General features: G+C 67.6%; 19 protein-coding genes and 1 tRNA gene. 14 read left to right on the plus strand and 6 right to left on the minus strand.

Translation table 11 applies throughout. From position 1 onward, the window contains the following. Nucleotides 1-14: 14 nt before the first annotated feature. Both OHA11_RS25605 and OHA11_RS25610 read right to left on the minus strand, forming a co-directional pair. Nucleotides 15-1,322, minus strand: a complete 1,308-nt coding sequence (locus OHA11_RS25605; RefSeq protein WP_266500072.1) for a hypothetical protein — start codon at nt 1,320-1,322, stop codon at nt 15-17. A 274-nt stretch (nt 1,323-1,596) separates the two neighbouring features. Next, nucleotides 1,597-2,061, minus strand: coding sequence for an NUDIX hydrolase (locus OHA11_RS25610; RefSeq protein WP_266500074.1), 465 nt, complete (start codon nt 2,059-2,061; stop codon nt 1,597-1,599). An 18-nt stretch (nt 2,062-2,079) separates the two neighbouring features. Between OHA11_RS25610 and OHA11_RS25615 the strand changes: the two genes are divergently transcribed. The 12 genes from OHA11_RS25615 (at nt 2,080) to OHA11_RS25670 (ending at nt 9,367) form a co-directional block, all read left to right on the plus strand. Further along, nucleotides 2,080-2,859 carry a GntR family transcriptional regulator gene (locus OHA11_RS25615; RefSeq protein ID WP_266500076.1) on the plus strand — a complete coding sequence of 260 codons (780 nt, stop codon included), beginning with the start codon at nt 2,080-2,082 and terminating at the stop codon, nt 2,857-2,859. A gap of 139 nt (nt 2,860-2,998) precedes the next feature. Next, entirely contained in the window at nt 2,999-3,352 is a 354-nt protein-coding gene (locus OHA11_RS25620; RefSeq protein ID WP_266500078.1) for a hypothetical protein, read from the plus strand. Between the two features lie 2 nt (nt 3,353-3,354). Then, a complete protein-coding gene (locus tag OHA11_RS25625) occupies nt 3,355-4,710 on the plus strand; it encodes an FtsK/SpoIIIE domain-containing protein (RefSeq protein ID WP_266500081.1) in 1,356 nt (451 codons plus the stop codon). A gap of 78 nt (nt 4,711-4,788) precedes the next feature. Beyond that, on the plus strand, nt 4,789-5,460 hold the full coding sequence (locus OHA11_RS25630) for a DUF2637 domain-containing protein (protein WP_266500083.1): 672 nt from the start codon (nt 4,789-4,791) through the stop codon (nt 5,458-5,460). Nucleotides 5,461-5,477: 17 nt separating this feature from the next. Then, on the plus strand, nt 5,478-5,660 hold the full coding sequence (locus tag OHA11_RS25635; RefSeq protein WP_266500084.1) for a hypothetical protein: 183 nt from the start codon (nt 5,478-5,480) through the stop codon (nt 5,658-5,660). Nucleotides 5,661-5,665: 5 nt separating this feature from the next. Beyond that, a complete protein-coding gene (locus tag OHA11_RS25640) occupies nt 5,666-5,857 on the plus strand; it encodes a mobile element transfer protein (RefSeq protein WP_266500086.1) in 192 nt (63 codons plus the stop codon). Between the two features lie 12 nt (nt 5,858-5,869). Continuing rightward, nucleotides 5,870-6,025, plus strand: a complete 156-nt coding sequence (locus tag OHA11_RS25645) for a hypothetical protein (protein ID WP_266500088.1) — start codon at nt 5,870-5,872, stop codon at nt 6,023-6,025. Between the two features lie 24 nt (nt 6,026-6,049). Then, the gene (locus OHA11_RS25650; protein ID WP_266500090.1) at nt 6,050-6,370 is read left to right on the plus strand and encodes a SpdD-like protein; all 321 of its coding nucleotides are present in this window, start codon (nt 6,050-6,052) and stop codon (nt 6,368-6,370) included. A gap of 88 nt (nt 6,371-6,458) precedes the next feature. Beyond that, the gene (locus OHA11_RS25655) at nt 6,459-6,644 is read left to right on the plus strand and encodes a hypothetical protein (protein ID WP_266500092.1); all 186 of its coding nucleotides are present in this window, start codon (nt 6,459-6,461) and stop codon (nt 6,642-6,644) included. Further along, complete coding sequence (gene repSA, locus OHA11_RS25660) at nt 6,637-8,016, plus strand: replication initiator protein RepSA (protein ID WP_266500096.1); 1,380 nt, start codon at nt 6,637-6,639, stop codon at nt 8,014-8,016. The genes OHA11_RS25655 and repSA overlap by 8 nt, the downstream gene beginning before the upstream one ends. Then, nucleotides 8,013-8,201, plus strand: coding sequence for a helix-turn-helix domain-containing protein (locus OHA11_RS25665; RefSeq protein WP_266500097.1), 189 nt, complete (start codon nt 8,013-8,015; stop codon nt 8,199-8,201). The genes repSA and OHA11_RS25665 overlap by 4 nt, the downstream gene beginning before the upstream one ends. Then, nucleotides 8,201-9,367: a tyrosine recombinase XerC gene (locus OHA11_RS25670; protein WP_266500098.1), complete on the plus strand. Its 1,167-nt coding sequence runs from the start codon at nt 8,201-8,203 to the stop codon at nt 9,365-9,367. The genes OHA11_RS25665 and OHA11_RS25670 overlap by 1 nt, the downstream gene beginning before the upstream one ends. Nucleotides 9,368-9,444: 77 nt before the next feature. On the opposite strand, the gene OHA11_RS25675 is transcribed toward OHA11_RS25670, so the two are convergent. The 3 genes from OHA11_RS25675 to OHA11_RS25685 all read right to left on the minus strand — a co-directional run bounded on the left by OHA11_RS25675 (nt 9,445) and on the right by OHA11_RS25685 (nt 11,450). Further along, nucleotides 9,445-9,518, minus strand: a tRNA-Pro gene (locus OHA11_RS25675). A gap of 52 nt (nt 9,519-9,570) precedes the next feature. Beyond that, complete coding sequence (locus OHA11_RS25680; protein ID WP_323186653.1) at nt 9,571-10,374, minus strand: Pr6Pr family membrane protein; 804 nt, start codon at nt 10,372-10,374, stop codon at nt 9,571-9,573. Nucleotides 10,375-10,517: 143 nt separating this feature from the next. Next, a complete protein-coding gene (locus tag OHA11_RS25685) occupies nt 10,518-11,450 on the minus strand; it encodes a metallophosphoesterase (RefSeq protein WP_266500099.1) in 933 nt (310 codons plus the stop codon). Between the two features lie 142 nt (nt 11,451-11,592). On the opposite strand from OHA11_RS25685, the gene OHA11_RS25690 reads away from it, so the two are divergent. Beyond that, nucleotides 11,593-12,057 (plus strand): GatB/YqeY domain-containing protein, encoded by a 465-nt coding sequence (locus tag OHA11_RS25690; RefSeq protein WP_266500100.1) that lies wholly within the window; start codon nt 11,593-11,595, stop codon nt 12,055-12,057. Nucleotides 12,058-12,406: 349 nt separating this feature from the next. Here the strand turns inward: OHA11_RS25690 and OHA11_RS25695 are convergent, their stop codons facing one another. Further along, nucleotides 12,407-14,680: a transglycosylase domain-containing protein gene (locus OHA11_RS25695; RefSeq protein ID WP_266500102.1), complete on the minus strand. Its 2,274-nt coding sequence runs from the start codon at nt 14,678-14,680 to the stop codon at nt 12,407-12,409. Between the two features lie 408 nt (nt 14,681-15,088). On the opposite strand from OHA11_RS25695, the gene wblA reads away from it, so the two are divergent. Next, on the plus strand, nt 15,089-15,427 hold the full coding sequence (gene wblA, locus OHA11_RS25700; RefSeq protein WP_055515737.1) for a transcriptional regulator WblA: 339 nt from the start codon (nt 15,089-15,091) through the stop codon (nt 15,425-15,427). Nucleotides 15,428-15,739 lie beyond the last annotated feature (312 nt).

Here is a 15,739-nt window from a genome sequence, read left to right on the forward strand (position 1 = left end):
CCTGCTGCTGCGCCTTAGTCGCCGTGGAGCACTCTTTGCTTCAGCTCGCGCACGCGCTGAGCCAATTCCTTAGTGCGAGGCATTTTAAGGTGGAACTTCCTGTGAACCCGACGACTCAGCAAGAGAACTCTCGGCTCCATATCTAGGAGCTTTTTCCCTAGCGGATCTCCAGCTATTCGCGCTCTCGCAATTTGAATATCGCCGAGCACGGAGGGGCGCTCGGTCAGCATAAGGCCGCCCGCGTCACCCCGGCATATTATGTTTACAGTCAAGGTGCTTCTGGGACGGATGCGATCGACGCGAATCCGGACCACACGAGCATCCCAGTTCACAATCTCATTGGCTTCAAGTCGAGGCAGATCGAAACCGTCGACGCTCACTCGCAACAGATGCAAAAATGGGGCGCTCCCAGCATGAAAGGTGATCTCTTGCATCGCATCAAAGGGCTGCTCTGACTCATTCGCAAGAATGAACGAAACCTGATGTAGGTCATCCACTCGCTGACCATTTATGCGCGTTGAGATCGCCCTACCTTGCTCGCCGTCGGGAGCTATATCGCTGAGGGGGAGGAACTTTGGCATAATGAGCACCATCCCATTCAGCGCGTAACACGCCCCTTGGGGCTCCGTGAAGTCGCGCACAAGGGAAGTTCCGTTGACTTGCATTGTTATGCCGCCGCTATCAGGTTCCAGGCGGACGAACGTCTCAACTCCCGCCACTCTTCCGCTGATTGTGATTCCCTCGTCTGCGACGATGCCGTTCAGGATTCCGGAAAGCGTGATTTGATCACCGGGGTTAAGAAGGAAGGGGTCAACTTTCAGAACGCCTTCTCGAAGCTCAAGTGAATCGGAGCCTATGAAGTCGTCAATAGCCCCCCGGTTCACCTCAATCGCCCCACCCACAAATCGGCAAAGTTCACCAAAGTTGATGGACATGGGCCCTGCGAAATCGCTCGGCAGAATCGGCCCCCGGCCGGTATTCGCCAGTTTTAGTTTGAACGCCATCGGCCACACCAGGTTGAAGCCGCTTGGCTCTAGATGGACACTGAGAGGGCCTTGGTTGAAGTTATCGTAGGCGTCGTCGCTGCGATCCATGAGGAACGGTTCGCAATATGCGGTGTAGTGGATGCGCTTGAACGCACCACCTCTCTTTTGCCAGGCAAGCGCCGCAACCGCAACCACGAGTGACACTACGGCTATAGCAGTGCCGATCCAGAACTCCACAAGGCCCCCCTGCCCATTCCGTCGACCGGAGGAAGTGTACTGGCCATCCAGGTCGGCGGAGCGGCTTTGGGCTGGAGCTGCTTTGGGGCGAGTGATCATGGCCCCTTAAGCTTCCGGCGAGTCGGGCAGTCTGTGGACCTGCCCGTTAAAGCACGACGTTGGGGCCATGATCTTAGAGGCTCGCCCCAAAGTGGCTGCCTAAAGCCGTGGAGCCGACCGCCCCAGCCACAGAGGGTGTCTCCCACCTCATGCCCGCAGCTCGCTAGCGCGCCGCCGGGCGCGGCCAGCCGGGGCGGAGACAGGAGGCAGGCCGCGCCGCAGAGGCGGCGCGCGCCCGCGCCGTGCGCGGGCCTTGATGAACGTAGGGAAAGTTCTATCCCGCTGGGATGAGGCGTTTGCCGTCGTGGCTCCGCACGTGAGGGCCGTTGCCGTCCAGGGCATCCAAGAGCCGGATCGAGTAGACCTCCGCCATGCACTCCGACACTTCATCAGGCGTGAGCCACGCAACCGCGGTCGACTCGCTCGACGTTCGCTCCATGCCGCCTGACGGCTTGCAGCGGAAGACCAGGGCCACGATGCCCCGAGTCGTGTTCTTGTAGACCCCGGTGAGCTCGTCCACCTCGACGTGGATGCCCGTCTCCTCGAAGACTTCGCGGGCTACGCCGGTCTCCGGGGCCTCGCTGAGTTCGAGCACTCCGCCCGGGAGCTCCCAAGTGCCGTTGTCGGCGCGGCGGATCGCCAGGAGGCGGCCATCTTCGCGCACCACTACTCCGGCGACAGATACGGAGTGCAGCGGTGGCGAGGTTGCTTCCTGTGATTGACTCATGTACAGGAGCATAGGAGGAAGAGAAGGGCTATGGAAACAACGGTAGGAGGGGAGAGGTCCGTACCTCGGTACGTGCAGATCGCCGAAGAGATCGTGCAGCAGATTCGGGCAGGCGTCCTCAAGCCTGGTGACATGGTGCCGAGTGAGTCCGAACTCGTGGACCGCTACAGCGTCTCCGGCGGGACGATCCGCAAGGCCATGGCCGAAGTGCGTGCGAGCGGGCTCGTCGAGACACGGCACGGCAAGGGCTCCATCGTGAAGGATCGGCCGCCCGTACGGCATCGCTCCTCTGATCGCTTCCGGCGCTCGCTCCGGCAGGGCGGCAAGGCTGCGTACCTCGCCGAGTCCGCGCAGTCCGGGGCCACGGCCAAGGTGAGCGTCCTCTACATCGGTCCGATGGAGGCTCCCGAGGATGCCGCCCGGCGGTTGGGCGTCCCCGCCGGCGCTCAGGTGCTTGCCCGGCGGCGGCTCTACTTTCGCAACGGCACTCCGGTCGAGACGGCGTCCTCGTACCTCCCGTGGGACGTCGTGAAGGAGATCCCCGAGCTGTTCGCGGAGAACCCCGGCGGTGGTGGCATCTACGCCCGACTCGAAGACCATGGCCATGAGTTCGCGGAGTTCCTCGAGACGCTGCAAGCGCGCCCGGCCTCCAAGGCGGAGTCGTCCGAGCTGGCGCTCAGCCCCGGTGCCCCGGTGGTTCACCTGGTCCGGGAAGCGCGTACGACCGAGGGCCGTGTCGTCGAGGTCTGCGACACGCTCATGGCCGCTGACCAGTTCGTTTTCGAGTACCGGATCCCGGCCGCCGACTGACGCGCGCTCAACTCCCCGCAGCCCGTCGCGAGTTCTTCTTCGCGGCGGGTTGACTCATGTACAGGAGTCAGGCACTCTTCTTCGTGTCACTCATATACATGAGTGACGGAGTCCAGCCCCTATAGAGGAGTGAACTGCTGTGCGTCAGATTCCCGTCGACACCGCCAACGCCACCGTGATGGTCGCCAAGACCCCGCAGCCCAAGGTCAAGGACCGTCGTACCGGTGAGATCGCCCTCGACAAGGACGGCGTGACCCTGATGACCGTGGAGGTCATGTTCTCCACGCCCGAGGAGGTCGAGATCCTCAAGCTCACCGTTCCGCAGCCCGGCGTCTCCGAGGACCTGGCCATGGGCACCCCGGTCGCGCTGACCGGTCTGGTCGCCTCGGCGTGGGAGAACGAGTTCAACGGGCAGAAGCGCCACGGGATCGCGTTCCGTGCGGTCGCCGTGACCTCGCTCGCCGCCGGTGCGTCGCAGCCCAAGGCGGCCTGATCATGACCGCCTTCACGGTCGCTCTGGTGCTGGTCGTCGCTGCCGCAGGTCTTCTGCGGTGGCGGCGCCCCGCCTGGTACTGGCTGACCTTCGGCGTCGTCCTCGCCGCGCTGCGGGTCGCCTTCCGCTACGCCTCCGTCATGGATGCCTGCGGGCTGACCGTCCCGCCCTCGCGCTGGCGCCTCGCCCTCGCCCGGGTGGCCAACCGCCCGGTTCCCGAGTCCCGTGCACCGCGCATCCTGCGGTTGCGTCCCACCCGGACCGGCCTGGTCCTGCGGCTCAAGCTCCGCCCCGGACAGGACGCCTTCGACGTCTCGGCCGCCACCGACCGGCTACGTCACTCCTTCGGGATGTACGGCGTCACTTCGCGCGAACTACGGTCTGGCGTCGTCGAGTTGCGGATGACCGGCTATGACGTCCTCCAGCGGGTGCAGATGCCCGCCAAGGTCGACCGTGCCCCGATGCGCATCCCGGTCGCGCTGCGCGAAGACGGTGCGATCCACTACCGCGACTATCGGACCGTTCCGCACGGGCTCACGCTCGGCGCCACCGAGTCGGGCAAGTCCGTGTATCAGCGCAACCTCGTTGCCGGGCTCGCCGCGCAGGATGTCGCCCTGGTCGGCATCGACTGCAAGCAGGGCGTCGAACTCTTCCCGCTCGCTCGCCGCTTCTCCGCCCTCGCCGACAGCCCGGACACCGCGCTAGAGCTCCTGGAAGCGCTCGTGACGCACATGGAGGACGTCTACCAGCTCATCCGCGCTCAGCAGCGCATCAGCGTCAACGTCCCTGACGCGGAGATCGCCGCCGACATTTGGGACCTGCCTGCGGACATGCGCCCGGTCCCGGTCGTCGTCCTGGTCGACGAGGTCGCCGAACTCGCCCTGTTCGCCACCAAGGACGAGGAGAAGCGCCGGGACCGCATCATCACCGCCCTGGTCCGCCTCGCCCAGCTCGGCCGCGCTTCCGGGATCTACCTGGAGATCTGCGGACAGCGCTTCGGCTCCGAACTCGGCAAAGGCATCACTATGCTCCGCGCCCAGCTCACCGGCCGCACCGCGCACCGCGTCAACGACGAAGCCTCCGCGAACATGGCCTTCGGCGACATCGCCCCGGACGCCGTCCTCGCCGCCATCCAGATCCCCACCGAGACCCCCGGCATCGCCGTGACCGGCGATTCCTCCGGCGGCTGGGCCCGTATCCGCGCTCCGCACACCTCGCTGCGCCAAGCCGTGAACATCTGCAACCGGCACGCCGACCGCACACCGGACCTGCCCGCACTCGCAGCCTTCCGGCCCGCCGTCGCCCCGCTGCCCTCGGTCCGCGTGCCGCTGTCCAAGACAGCGCCCGCCACCGCCTGACCTTCCCATCCCACGGTCGGCTTGACCGTCTCGCGCCGGGTCCCTACCCGCCCCATGCCCAAAACAGGAGGTGACTCCATGACCCACTCGATCCGCCCGGACGCCGTCCTCGTACAAGCCGTGATCGCCGGAGCACTGTCCTTCGCCCACCTGCACGACCTCGCCGCCGCTGCCGGACAAGACGGCTGGAAAGCCTGGGCCTACCCGATCAGCGTTGACCTGCTCCTTGTCGCCGCGTGGCGTCGGCTGCGTACCGATGGCCCATCCCGGCTGGCCTGGTGCTGGTTCCTGACCGCGCTCGTGGCCTCGCTCGGCGCCAACATCGCCACCGCCGGACTGCTCGACCTGAGCGACGTTCCGGCCTGGCTGCGCATCCTGGTCGCCGCCTGGCCCGCGCTGGCCTTCATGGGCGGCACGCTCCTCGCTCACTCGCCCACTGCCGAAGACCGGGTGCCGGATCGGCCGGCACCCGCAGCCCCCGACTCCGCTCCGCAGATCCCGGAACCTGCGGCCTCCGCCCCGGCCCCGGAGCCCTCCGAGAACCCCGCAGCTGAAGCACCCCCAGCCCTACCCGCCGCCGACCCGACCCCGACAACTCCGGCTGTCCCGGCCGCACTGGTCGACCACGCCCGCAAGGTCGCCGACGACCACCAGGCCCGAACCGGGTCCCGGATCGACGTCGACACCCTGCGCGCCCGCCTCGGCGTCCCGCAGCAATTGGCCGACGCCATCGCCGCCCAACTCACCTGACCGGAAGGAAGTCCCGGATGACCAGCAACCCGGCCGACCTGACGAGCGCCGACTACCTCGACGGCGCACGCGAGATGCACGTCGCCGGACGCCTCTACCTGGCCCACCTCCTCGCTGAGGAAGCCGCACAGCGCACCACCGACCCGGCCACCGCCCGCAGCATCCGCGCACAGTTCCCGCCCCCCACCCGGAAGGACTGACCGACATGCCTGCCCGCGACCACTTCCACTCCGTGATGCGGATCGGACCGGTGCAGATCGGCACCCACCGCGACCACCACGGGCACACCAAACACGCCGCCGTGTGCACCAACGACCGATGCGGCTGGTCCGCCGACTACTCCAGCCAGACCGCCGCCCAACTCGCCGCCCGCATGCACCGCTGCAAGGTCCGCTAGGAGGCCATCGCCATGGACGTCCCGCTCTGGCTCGCCCTGATCGCCGTCGGCTACCTCGGCATCAAGCTCATCCGCCCGCCCTGGTGGCTCGTGGCCGTGCTCCTCCTCGGCGGCTACCTCCTCGCCGACAGCCTGCTCTCCCCGGTCATCGACACCGCCGTCAAGTAACCACCCGCAGAAGGGAGTTCGGCCATGTTCCGCCCCAAGGTCCCGACCATGCCTCAGCCGACCGGCCTCGTCACCCCGCCCGCTGTCATCGAGCCGACCACCGCCGTCCAGCACACCCCGGCGGCCCCCGCACCCATGGCACTCGCCCCGGCTCCGGCCCGGCCCACCGTCCAGCTCACCCCTGGCGGCGTCGTCGCCCTCGTCGGCGGTGGTACGGCCGTGGTCCTGGTCGTCGGCGCCGTCCTCGTCTCGATGCTCCTCGCGGTCGCCATCACCGGCGCATCCGTCGCCATCTGCGCCCTGGTCATCCGCTCGCTCATCAACAGCGAGGCAAAGCGCCGTTGACCGGCCCCCGGGCGGCCTCAACCGCCAAGTCTCCGCCGCCCGGGAGCCGTGCCCCTCTCCGATCTCGCAACCGGAAGGAACCTCCAGCATGACCCCCCGCACCCGACCTCCGTCCTGCATCTGCCCGAACTGCAACGGCTTTGCGTCCGCCGCCATCACCCTCGGCGGACGCAACCGGCACGGCCACCTGCGGACCATCACCGCCCATTGCCCGGCCTGCCACGGCACTGGCACCGCCCGCCGTACGCCCGTCCGGGAGGGCGTCCGTGCCTGACACGCTGCTCGACCCGACCACCCTCGGCGACCTGCTGAGGGTGGCTTCGGCCGACGACTTCGACCGCTGGCAGGACCAGATCCGCCGTACCGGCGGCTGCGCCGATCCGATCCACCTCACCGGCTGGACCCTCGCCAAGGACAAGACGACCGGCGAGACCCTGCATCACTACTCCACCGAGAACGAGCCCGGCGGACGCCTCCGCCTCGCCTGCGGCAACCGCCGTGCCTCCCGCTGCCCCTCCTGCGCCTGGACGTACGCCGGAGACACCTACCACCTCATTCGCGCGGGCCTGGCCGGAGACGACCGCCGCGACATCCCCGCCACCGTCCGCGACCACCCCCGCGTCTTCGCCACCCTCACCGCCCCGTCCTTCGGCCCGGTCCACAACCGCCCTGACCGAGGTACCTGCCGCTGCGGCACCCGTCACCCGTCCGACGATCCCGCACTCGGCACGGCGCTCGATCCAGAGACGTACGACTACAGCGCCGCCGTTCTCTTCAACAACCACGCAGGGGACCTCTGGCAGCGCTTCACCACCCGCCTACGTCGCGAGATCGCCGCCCGCGCCGGACTCACCCGCCGTGAGCTCGCCGAACACGTCCGCCTCTCGTACGGCAAGGTCGCCGAGTTCCAGAAGCGCGGCGCCCTGCACTTCCACGCCGTGATCCGCCTCGATGGTCCGGAAGGCCCCGACACCCCGCCCCCTTCCTGGGCAACCGCCGACCTGCTCGCCGACTCGATCCGCGCCGCCGCCGCGCACTCCTACACCTCGGTCTCCGCCCCGGCCTCCGAGGACCAGCCCGCCCGGACGTTCCGGTGGGGCACACAGCTCGACGTCCGCCCGGTCAAGGCCTTCGGCGACGGCTCCGACATCACCGAACAGGCCGTCGCCTCCTACGTCGCCAAGTACGCCACCAAGGCCGCCGAGAACACCGGCACCCTCGACCGCCGCATCGGCGAACTCTCCGAACTCGACCGCCACCAGGTCCCCGACCACACACGCCGACTCATCAAGGCATGCAAGGAACTCGACCCCCTGTACTCGGACCGCCGCCTCTGGGCCTGGGCGCACATGCTCGGCTTCCGCGGCCACTTCTCCTCCAAGTCCCGCCGCTACTCGACCACCCTCGGCGAACTCCGCCAGGCCCGCGCCGACTTCCGCGCCGCCCAGGAGCGCGAAGCCCTCGGCCTCGGCGACCACGACCCGGACACCGTCCTCGTCCTCACCGACTGGCAGTACGCCGGACACGGCCACACCCCCGGCGAATCCGCCCTCGCCGCCACCATCGCCCGTGACCTCCAACTCAACCGCGAAACAGCACGCGAGGCCCTACGTGACCAACTCGCCCTGGAAGGAGCCGCAGCATGACCACTGCCATCCCTGAACTGCTGACCGTGTCCGATGTCATGGCGCGGCTCAAGGTCGGTCGCTCCAAGGTCTATGACCTGATCCGCACGCACCGGCTTGCCTCCATCAAGATCGATGGAGCTCGTCGCATACCCGCCGACGCCGTACGCGACTTCATCCAGCACCAGTTGGGCGAGGCTGCCTGATGACCAAGCGTCGGAGCCGCGGTGACGGCGGTCTGCACTGGGACGAGAAGCGACAGCGTTGGATCGCCACGGCGAACCTCGGTTTCGACCCGAGCGGCAAGCGGATCGTCAAGCGGGGGAGTGGCAAGACCAAGACGGAGGCGAAGAACAGGCTCAAAGAGGTGCTGCGGGACCATGAGGACGGTCTCGCTATCGCCCCCACGGGCTACACCGTTGCGGACGCCGTGAACGACTGGCTTGCCTACGGATTGGCGGGCCGAGACCCGGGCACAGTCGAGACCTGCACCCTGTTGAGCCAGAACCACGTGATCCCGGCTCTGGGTGCGCGGAAGCTCCGCGACCTCAGCGCGGAAGACGTCGACCGCTGGCTGGCCACAAAGGCCAAGACGCTCAGTACGCGCACCCTTCAAGCGGTCCACTCGTGCCTGAACCGCTCGGTCAAGCGGGCCATGGCGCGGGACAAGGTGAAGCGCAACGTCGTCGAGTTGTGCTCAGTGCCTCAGGGACAGCCGGGTCGCCCGTCCAAGGCGCTCACCTTCGCTCAGGCTGAGGCGGTGCTCAAGGCGGCCGAGGGGACCTCGATGCACGCGTACATCGTCGTCGCCCTTCTGACCGGTGCCCGCACCGAGGAACTCCGGGCGCTCACTTGGGACCACGTCTTCCTGAAGGGAAGGCTGGACGCCGATCCGCCGCAGCCTCCGCACATCGCGGTGTGGCGTTCGGTGCGGCGTGGCGGGGACACGAAGACACGGAAGTCCCGGCGAACGCTCGCTCTGCCGGCACGTTGCGTCGAGGTCCTCTGGCAGCAGTTCGAAGACCAGGGTTGGGAGCGGCTCGCCGCTGACGACAGCTGGGAGGAACACGGGCTCGTCTTCTCGTCGGCTGTCGGCAAGCCGCTCGACGCGACCAACGTTCGGCGTGCCTTCCGCCAAGCGCTCAAGGATGCCGACGGGATCAACGCTGACGAGTGGACACCTCGGGAGCTCCGGCACAGCTTTGTGTCCCTGCTCTCCGATCGTGGCGTTCCGCTGGAAGAGATCTCCCGGCTCGTCGGCCACTCCGGCACCGCCGTGACCGAGGAGGTGTACCGCAAGCAGATCCGCCCCGTCATACAGACCGGTGCCGTGGTCATGGACGGCATCTTCGAGCGGGATCCGAAACGCTAGTCACGCAGTTAGACACGCAGCAACGCCAGAGGGCCCTTACCTATCCGGTAAGGGCCCTCTGACCTGCTACTTAGCTGTCGGGGTGGCGGGATTTGAACCCACGACCTCTTCGTCCCGAACGAAGCGCGCTGCCAAGCTGCGCTACACCCCGATGTCGCTGCTCAGCAGGCCACTCGCGTGGGCCACGTTCGTGGCGACGTCGTTTACTTTAGCCCACCGGTGGCCGGAGACGAAATCCGGTTTTCGGGGGGTCGGTGGCGCCGCGGACCCGGGCGGATGTGGTCCAGGACGACGAGGAGAAGGGCCAGGGCGTAGCAGGCGAGGCCTAGGACCGTGGCGTTGCCGAGGGCCTCTACGTAGCCGTGTCTGGGTACGTCGAGGAAGGAGTACGGGTAGCGGGCCTCGGCGTTGGGAGGCAGGAGTGCGCCCCGCGCGAGGGTGAAGGCCAAGTATGCGGCGGGGAGGATCAGCCACGTGGCCGCGGTGTGGAGGCGTAGCGGGCCCGGGCGGGTCAGCAGGAGCCAGTCCAGTACGGCCATGACCGGGACCGCCGTGTGCAGGAGCTGGTTCGCGACGGCGTGCCAGCCGGTGAGCGTCTCGGCATCGCTCGTCATCGAGAAGGCGCTCGAACCGTTCGCCAGGATCACGTGGTGGACCACGCCCGCGCCCACCGCGTACAGCAGCGTGCCGGCGGTGACGGCCGACGGCAGCGGGCGGCGGGCCGTCCATGCCCTCCAGGCCGAGGCGGTGAACACCGCGGCCACCACGATGCCGCTCAGGATCGTGAAGTGGCTCAGGACTCGGGACGGGGAGGCCAGCAGTAGCGCGAGCACTACACCCGCCGTCGCCGTCCCTGCCACGAGGAGGCGGAAGGCGGCGACCAGGGGGCGTCGGACGCGGGGGATCACCGCGTCCGCCGGGACGACGGGGACCACGGCGGCAGCCCTGGCGGCTATGCCGGGGATGACGGGTATGTCAGGGATATCCGCAGGTATGGGAGCGGTCATGCCCTCACGTTAAGCGGGGTGAACAAAAGGGGCGATACGGGTTGAACCGGTCGAGTGGATGGATGGATGTGTGGGCGGGGGAGCGGGAGGGGTGGGTGGGTGGGGGAGGTGGTAACGCCCCCTCCTCCCCCCTCGCAATCCCCTCAGTCCCGCCTCGCCAACGTCAGCAACGTAACCTCCGGCGGGCACGCGAACCGTACCGGTGTGTAGCGGTTTGTTCCGCAGCCTGCCGATACGTGCATGTATGCCGTCCGCCCGGACTCCGCCTCCGTATGTGTGGACAGGCCCTTCGCCCGTGCCGTGTCCAGGTCGCAGTTCGTCACCAGGGCGCCGTAGAAGGGGAGGCACAGCTGGCCGCCGTGGGTGTGGCCGGCCAGGATCAGGGGGTAGCCGTCCGCGGTGAAGGCGTCGAGGGTGCGCAGGTACGGGGCGTGCACGATGCCCATCGAGAAGTCGGCCGAGGTGGACGGGCCGCCGGCCACGCGCGCGTAGCGGTCGCGCTTGATGTGCGGGTCGTCGAGCCCGGTCAGCTCGATCTCGAAGCCGTCGATCTTCAGCGAACCCCGGACGTTCGTCAGGTTCAGCCAGCCCGCCGAGTCGAAGCCGTCGCGCAGCGACTCCCACGGGTTGTGGACCACGTCGACGGCGGGCGCGTTGCCGTTCAGCCCGTGCCTGCCCTGAGCCTTGTCGAACAAGTAGCGTGCGGGGTTGCGGAGTTTGGGCCCGTAGTAGTCGTTCGAGCCGAAGACGTACACGCCCGGGAACTCCATCAGCGGACCGAGGGCGTCCAGCACCTCGGGCACGCCCTCCGGGTCGGACAGGTTGTCCCCGGTGTTGATGACGAAGTCGGGGCGCAGTCCGGCCAGCGAGCGCAGCCAGCGCTGCTTCTTGCGCTGGTCTCTCACCATGTGGATGTCGGAGACCTGGAGTATGCGCAGTGGCCGCATCCCCGGCGGCAGCACGGGGACGGTCACCCGCCGCAGACGGAAGGAGCGGGCCTCGAAACCCGCCGAGTAGAGCAGACCGGCGGCGCCAGCCGCCGCGATTCCCAGAGGTACTCCGTATCGCGCGCGCATACGTCCATCGTGTCAGACCACGCACACTCGTAAGACCATCGGAGGACCATCGGAGGGGCATCGGAGGGGCATCGGAGGGGCATAGGAGGAGGCGCCCGAAATCCACGGGCAGCCGCCGCACCACACCTGCGACAATCACCCCATGACCACGCTCAAGTCGAAGCTGCAGGCAGACCTCAACGCCGCGATCAAGGGGCGCGACGAGCTCCGCTCCTCGACGCTCCGGCTGACCCTCGCCGCGATCCAGAAGGAGGAGGTCGCGGGTACGGAGAAGCGCGAGCTCTCCGACGACGAGGTACAGAAGGTGATCGCCAAGGAGGCGAAGAAGCGCCGCGAGGCGGCCGAGGCCTTCGCGCAGGGCGGCCGCGCCGAGTCGGCCGAGCGCGAGAAGGCGGAGGGTGTGATCCTCGCCGACTACCTGCCCAAGCAGCTCTCCGACGACGAGCTCCAGCAGATCGTCGTGCAGGCGGTCGAGGAGGCGAAGGCCGCCGGTGCCGAGGGCCCGCGTGCCATGGGCCAGGTCATGAAGATCGTGAACCCGAAGGTGGCCGGCCTGGCCGAGGGCGGCCGCGTCGCCGCGGCGGTCAAGAAGCTGCTCGCGGGCTGAGTTTCGCGGGCTGAGCCTCGCGGGCTGAGTCCGGGACCTTCGGGGCCCGCCGAGAATTGGGCTGAGCTCGGGCCTCCGGGGCCTCGGGGGCCGCCCGCCGGAACTCGGGCTCAGTCCGAGGCCGCCGTGACGGCCTTGGCCCAGGCCCATACCGATGGCCAGGCCCATACCGACGGCCTCGGCCATGCCGACAGCCCTGGCCATGCCGCCGTACGGCCGATGGCCTTCACCATGCCGCCGTACGGCCGACGACCCCGGCCATGCCGCCGTACGCCGATGGGGGCGCCCCTAGTCACTAGGGGCGCCCCCATCGGCGTACAGAGAGCAGAGCAGGATTCAGGAACCCGGCCTACGGGAAATTGCCGCCGTTCCCGTTCCCGTTCCCGCCGTCGTTTCCGCCGATCGTCCACTCCTCAGGGATCGAGATGGTCGGAGTGGGGATCTGGGGATCACCGGTCCCGCCATTGTTCCCGTTCCCGCCGCCGTTCTCGTTCCCGCCGTTGTTCCCGTTGTCGCCTTCGTCCTCGTCGCCGCGGCCCTTGTCCTCGTCGACCTTGCGGTCGGGGATGTAGACCAGGTTGAAGGTGGGATTGTCCTTGCCCTCCAGGGCGCCGGTCATCATGTCCCGCCAGATCGGTCCGGGGACCTGACCACCGAAGACCTTCTCGTACGGGACACCGCCGATGGTGATGTTGGTCATGTGCCGCTTGTGGGCCGGGTCGCCGACCCAGACCGCGCCCGCCATGTTCGGCGTGTAGCCGACGAACCAGGCCGCGTAGCGCTCGTCCGTCGTACCGGTCTTGCCCGCGCTCGACCGGCCGTCGCTGAGGCCCGCCTGCTGACCCGTACCGTCCTCGACCACGCCCTTGAGGATCGTGTTGATCGTGTCGGCGGTGGTCTCGGACATCGTGCGTCGGCAGCTCGTCTTCGGCACGGGCAGGGACTTCTTCTGACCGCCGACGGTCTGGCTGATCGACTCGATGGCGACCGGCGAGCAGGACGTGCCCCGCGCGGCGAACGTCGCGTACGCGCTCGCCATCGTCAGCGGGGACATCTCCTGCGTGCCCAGGGCGATGGACGGGGCCTGGTTCATCTTGGTGCCGTCGGCGCGCTCGACGCCCATCTTGGCCGCAAGCTCGGTCACCGGGCAGATGCCGATGTCGCTGATCAGCTGTACGTAGTAGGTGTTGACCGACTTCGCGGTCGCTTCCTTCATGTCGTACGGGCCGACCTCGGTGGAGTTCTCGTTGGTGACCGGGACGTTCTTTTCGTTCCAGCTCTTGCCGTTACAGGCCGAGACCGGGCTCGGGTAGTCCATCTCGTACGGCGACGGGTACACCTGCGTCGCGGGCCTGCCGCCCTCGATGGCGGCCGCGGCCACGATCGGCTTGAACGTCGAACCGGGCTGGTAGCCCGCGCCGCCGCCCATGCCCTTGTCCACGGACAGGTTGATCGTCGTCTCGTTCTTGGCGAGGCCGTACGGACGGGACTGGCCCATCGCCAGGATCTTGCCGGTGCCGGGCTCGACGATGGTGGCGGCGGTGGCCACGTCGTCGGTCTTGTAGACGTGGTCCTTGATCGACTTCTGAGCCGACTTCTGGGACTGCGGGTCGAGCGTCGTGCGGATCGTCAGGCCGCCCTTGTTCCAGACCTTGGCCCGGGCCGCCTTGGTCTTGCCGAAGACCGGGTCGTTGAGCAGCACCTTGCGGACGTAGTCACAGAAGAAACCGGCGCCCTTGACCGCCGTGATGCAGCCGTTCTTCGGCTTGCTGACCTTCAGGCCGAGCGGCTTCTTCATGGCCTTGTCGGCCTCCGCCTGCGAGATGTCCTGGACGTCGGCCATGCGCTGCAGCACCACGTTGCGCCGCTTCGTGGCCTCGGCCTCGTCGTTGACCGGGTCGTACCGGCTCGGCGACTGGACGATGCCGGCGAGCAGCGCGGCCTCCTCCACCTTCAGGTCCTTGGCGGACTTGGAGAAGTAACGCTGGGCCGCGGCCTCGACTCCGTACGCCTGTTGCCCGAAGAACGTGATGTTCAGGTAGTTCTCGAGGATCTTCTTCTTGCCGAGCTCCTCCTCGACCTGGATCGCGAACTTCAGCTCGCGGACCTTCCGGCCGAGGGTCTGCTGGGTGGCCTGGGCGACCTTGGTCTGGTCGTCGCCGGCCTCCTCCACGAAGACGTTCTTCACGTACTGCTGCGTGAGCGTGGAGGCGCCCTGGGAGACGCCGCCGCTCTGCGCGTTCTTGTTGAGGGCGCGCAGGACGCCCTTGAGGTCGACCGCGCCGTGCTCGTAGAAGCGCGAGTCCTCGATCGCGACGATCGCCTTCTGCATGTACGGCGAGATGTTCTTGAGGTCGACCACCGTGCGGTCACGTGAGTAGACCGTGGCGATCTGGCCGCCCTTGCTGTCCAGGATCGTGGTGCGCTGGCTCAGTGGAGGCCGCTTCAGGTTGGTCGGGATCTCGTCGAATCCCTCGACCGAACCCTTGGCCGCGAGACCGAGCGCGCCGAACGCCGGCACGGCGATGCCGGCCATGACGGCTCCCGCGAGCACACTGACACCGAGGAACTTGGCGGCCTGCTGCGTTGGAGACAGACCTCCGCCCGAGCGCTTGTTTGGCATGAGGGCAGCCTACGTTCTCATTCGCCGGACACACGTACAGGCCTTGGCCTAAGCTGCTCTCAACTGTCACAGCAGTAGGGCTACGTATCAATACGTCCGGCGACCCCGAATCGTTTCGGTCGGCACTCGACTTTTTTGTTGAGGACGTGCCCGAATCCGCCTCATGTGTCAGTTGTCGTCCGTTGTGACGCAACTCAACTGCCCCGGTTTGCCGGGAAGGTCACGCATGTCGCCGGGTCACTCCGTTGGGTGATCTGTCGCGTACCCATAGTCCATTCGGGCCATTCAAGATTGGGCCCGAAGGGGCTGGTTGACTGTGCCCACCTTCCGTAACGTCCTCAACTGGCGGCGGTGAATATGCCGCTGCCGCCGTGGGGGAGCCTCGATTCGGGAGAGGACGGCGCCGGTATGGGCTGGGTAACCGACTGGAGTGCGCAGGCGGCCTGCCGCACTACCGATCCGGATGAACTGTTCGTTCAAGGAGCAGCGCAGAACAGGGCCAAGGCAGTGTGCACCGGATGTCCGGTACGCACGGAGTGCCTGGCCGACGCGCTGGACAACCGCGTCGAGTTCGGCGTGTGGGGAGGAATGACGGAGCGGGAGCGCCGCGCACTGTTGCGCAGGCGGCCCACCGTCACCTCTTGGCGCAGGCTGCTCGAAACCGCGCGTACCGAGTACGAGCGGGGGGCGGGAATCCTGCCCCTCGACGAGGAAGAGGTGTACGAGAACTACGCGGCGGTCGGCTGACCCGCCTCTCTCCACCTCCGCACGCAACCGGGGCCCCGGCGGCCCCGTGTGCGTCAGGGGGTGCGCATCAGGACACGTCAGGGGGCCACGTGACGTACACACACGTGACCCCGTTCGGCGTCATGTCCGGCTGGCTCCGTGCTCAGCTGGCTTCGTGCTCGTACGGTCTCGTCTGGCTTCGTGCTTGTACGGTGTCGATCCGTTCGGCCGGTCTCGTATCGTCCGTACGGTCTCGTAGTTCGTGTGTCCGTCCCTCGGTTCCGTGTAGTTGGCGGCGCGTCGTATACGGCGTCTGCGTGCGACACGCCTGAG

It is taken from the genome of Streptomyces sp. NBC_00878 (assembly GCF_026341515.1).
In the GTDB taxonomy this organism is placed as follows: Bacteria; Actinomycetota; Actinomycetes; order Streptomycetales; family Streptomycetaceae; genus Streptomyces.

What these genes read in the sequence shown, in the direction of transcription:
- OHA11_RS25605 (WP_266500072.1), bottom strand. Translation starts at nt 1,322, where the DNA reads ATGATCACTCGCCCCAAAGCAGCTCCAGCCCAAAGCCGCTCCGCCGAC.
- OHA11_RS25610 (WP_266500074.1), bottom strand. Translation starts at nt 2,061, where the DNA reads ATGCTCCTGTACATGAGTCAATCACAGGAAGCAACCTCGCCACCGCTG.
- OHA11_RS25615 (WP_266500076.1), top strand. Translation starts at nt 2,080, where the DNA reads ATGGAAACAACGGTAGGAGGGGAGAGGTCCGTACCTCGGTACGTGCAG.
- OHA11_RS25625 (WP_266500081.1), top strand. Translation starts at nt 3,355, where the DNA reads ATGACCGCCTTCACGGTCGCTCTGGTGCTGGTCGTCGCTGCCGCAGGT.
- OHA11_RS25630 (WP_266500083.1), top strand. Translation starts at nt 4,789, where the DNA reads ATGACCCACTCGATCCGCCCGGACGCCGTCCTCGTACAAGCCGTGATC.
- OHA11_RS25635 (WP_266500084.1), top strand. Translation starts at nt 5,478, where the DNA reads ATGACCAGCAACCCGGCCGACCTGACGAGCGCCGACTACCTCGACGGC.
- OHA11_RS25640 (WP_266500086.1), top strand. Translation starts at nt 5,666, where the DNA reads ATGCCTGCCCGCGACCACTTCCACTCCGTGATGCGGATCGGACCGGTG.
- OHA11_RS25645 (WP_266500088.1), top strand. Translation starts at nt 5,870, where the DNA reads ATGGACGTCCCGCTCTGGCTCGCCCTGATCGCCGTCGGCTACCTCGGC.
- OHA11_RS25650 (WP_266500090.1), top strand. Translation starts at nt 6,050, where the DNA reads ATGTTCCGCCCCAAGGTCCCGACCATGCCTCAGCCGACCGGCCTCGTC.
- OHA11_RS25655 (WP_266500092.1), top strand. Translation starts at nt 6,459, where the DNA reads ATGACCCCCCGCACCCGACCTCCGTCCTGCATCTGCCCGAACTGCAAC.
- OHA11_RS25665 (WP_266500097.1), top strand. Translation starts at nt 8,013, where the DNA reads ATGACCACTGCCATCCCTGAACTGCTGACCGTGTCCGATGTCATGGCG.
- OHA11_RS25670 (WP_266500098.1), top strand. Translation starts at nt 8,201, where the DNA reads ATGACCAAGCGTCGGAGCCGCGGTGACGGCGGTCTGCACTGGGACGAG.
- OHA11_RS25680 (WP_323186653.1), bottom strand. Translation starts at nt 10,374, where the DNA reads ATGACCGCTCCCATACCTGCGGATATCCCTGACATACCCGTCATCCCC.
- OHA11_RS25685 (WP_266500099.1), bottom strand. Translation starts at nt 11,450, where the DNA reads ATGCGCGCGCGATACGGAGTACCTCTGGGAATCGCGGCGGCTGGCGCC.
- OHA11_RS25690 (WP_266500100.1), top strand. Translation starts at nt 11,593, where the DNA reads ATGACCACGCTCAAGTCGAAGCTGCAGGCAGACCTCAACGCCGCGATC.
- OHA11_RS25695 (WP_266500102.1), bottom strand. Translation starts at nt 14,680, where the DNA reads ATGCCAAACAAGCGCTCGGGCGGAGGTCTGTCTCCAACGCAGCAGGCC.
- wblA (WP_055515737.1), top strand. Translation starts at nt 15,089, where the DNA reads ATGGGCTGGGTAACCGACTGGAGTGCGCAGGCGGCCTGCCGCACTACC.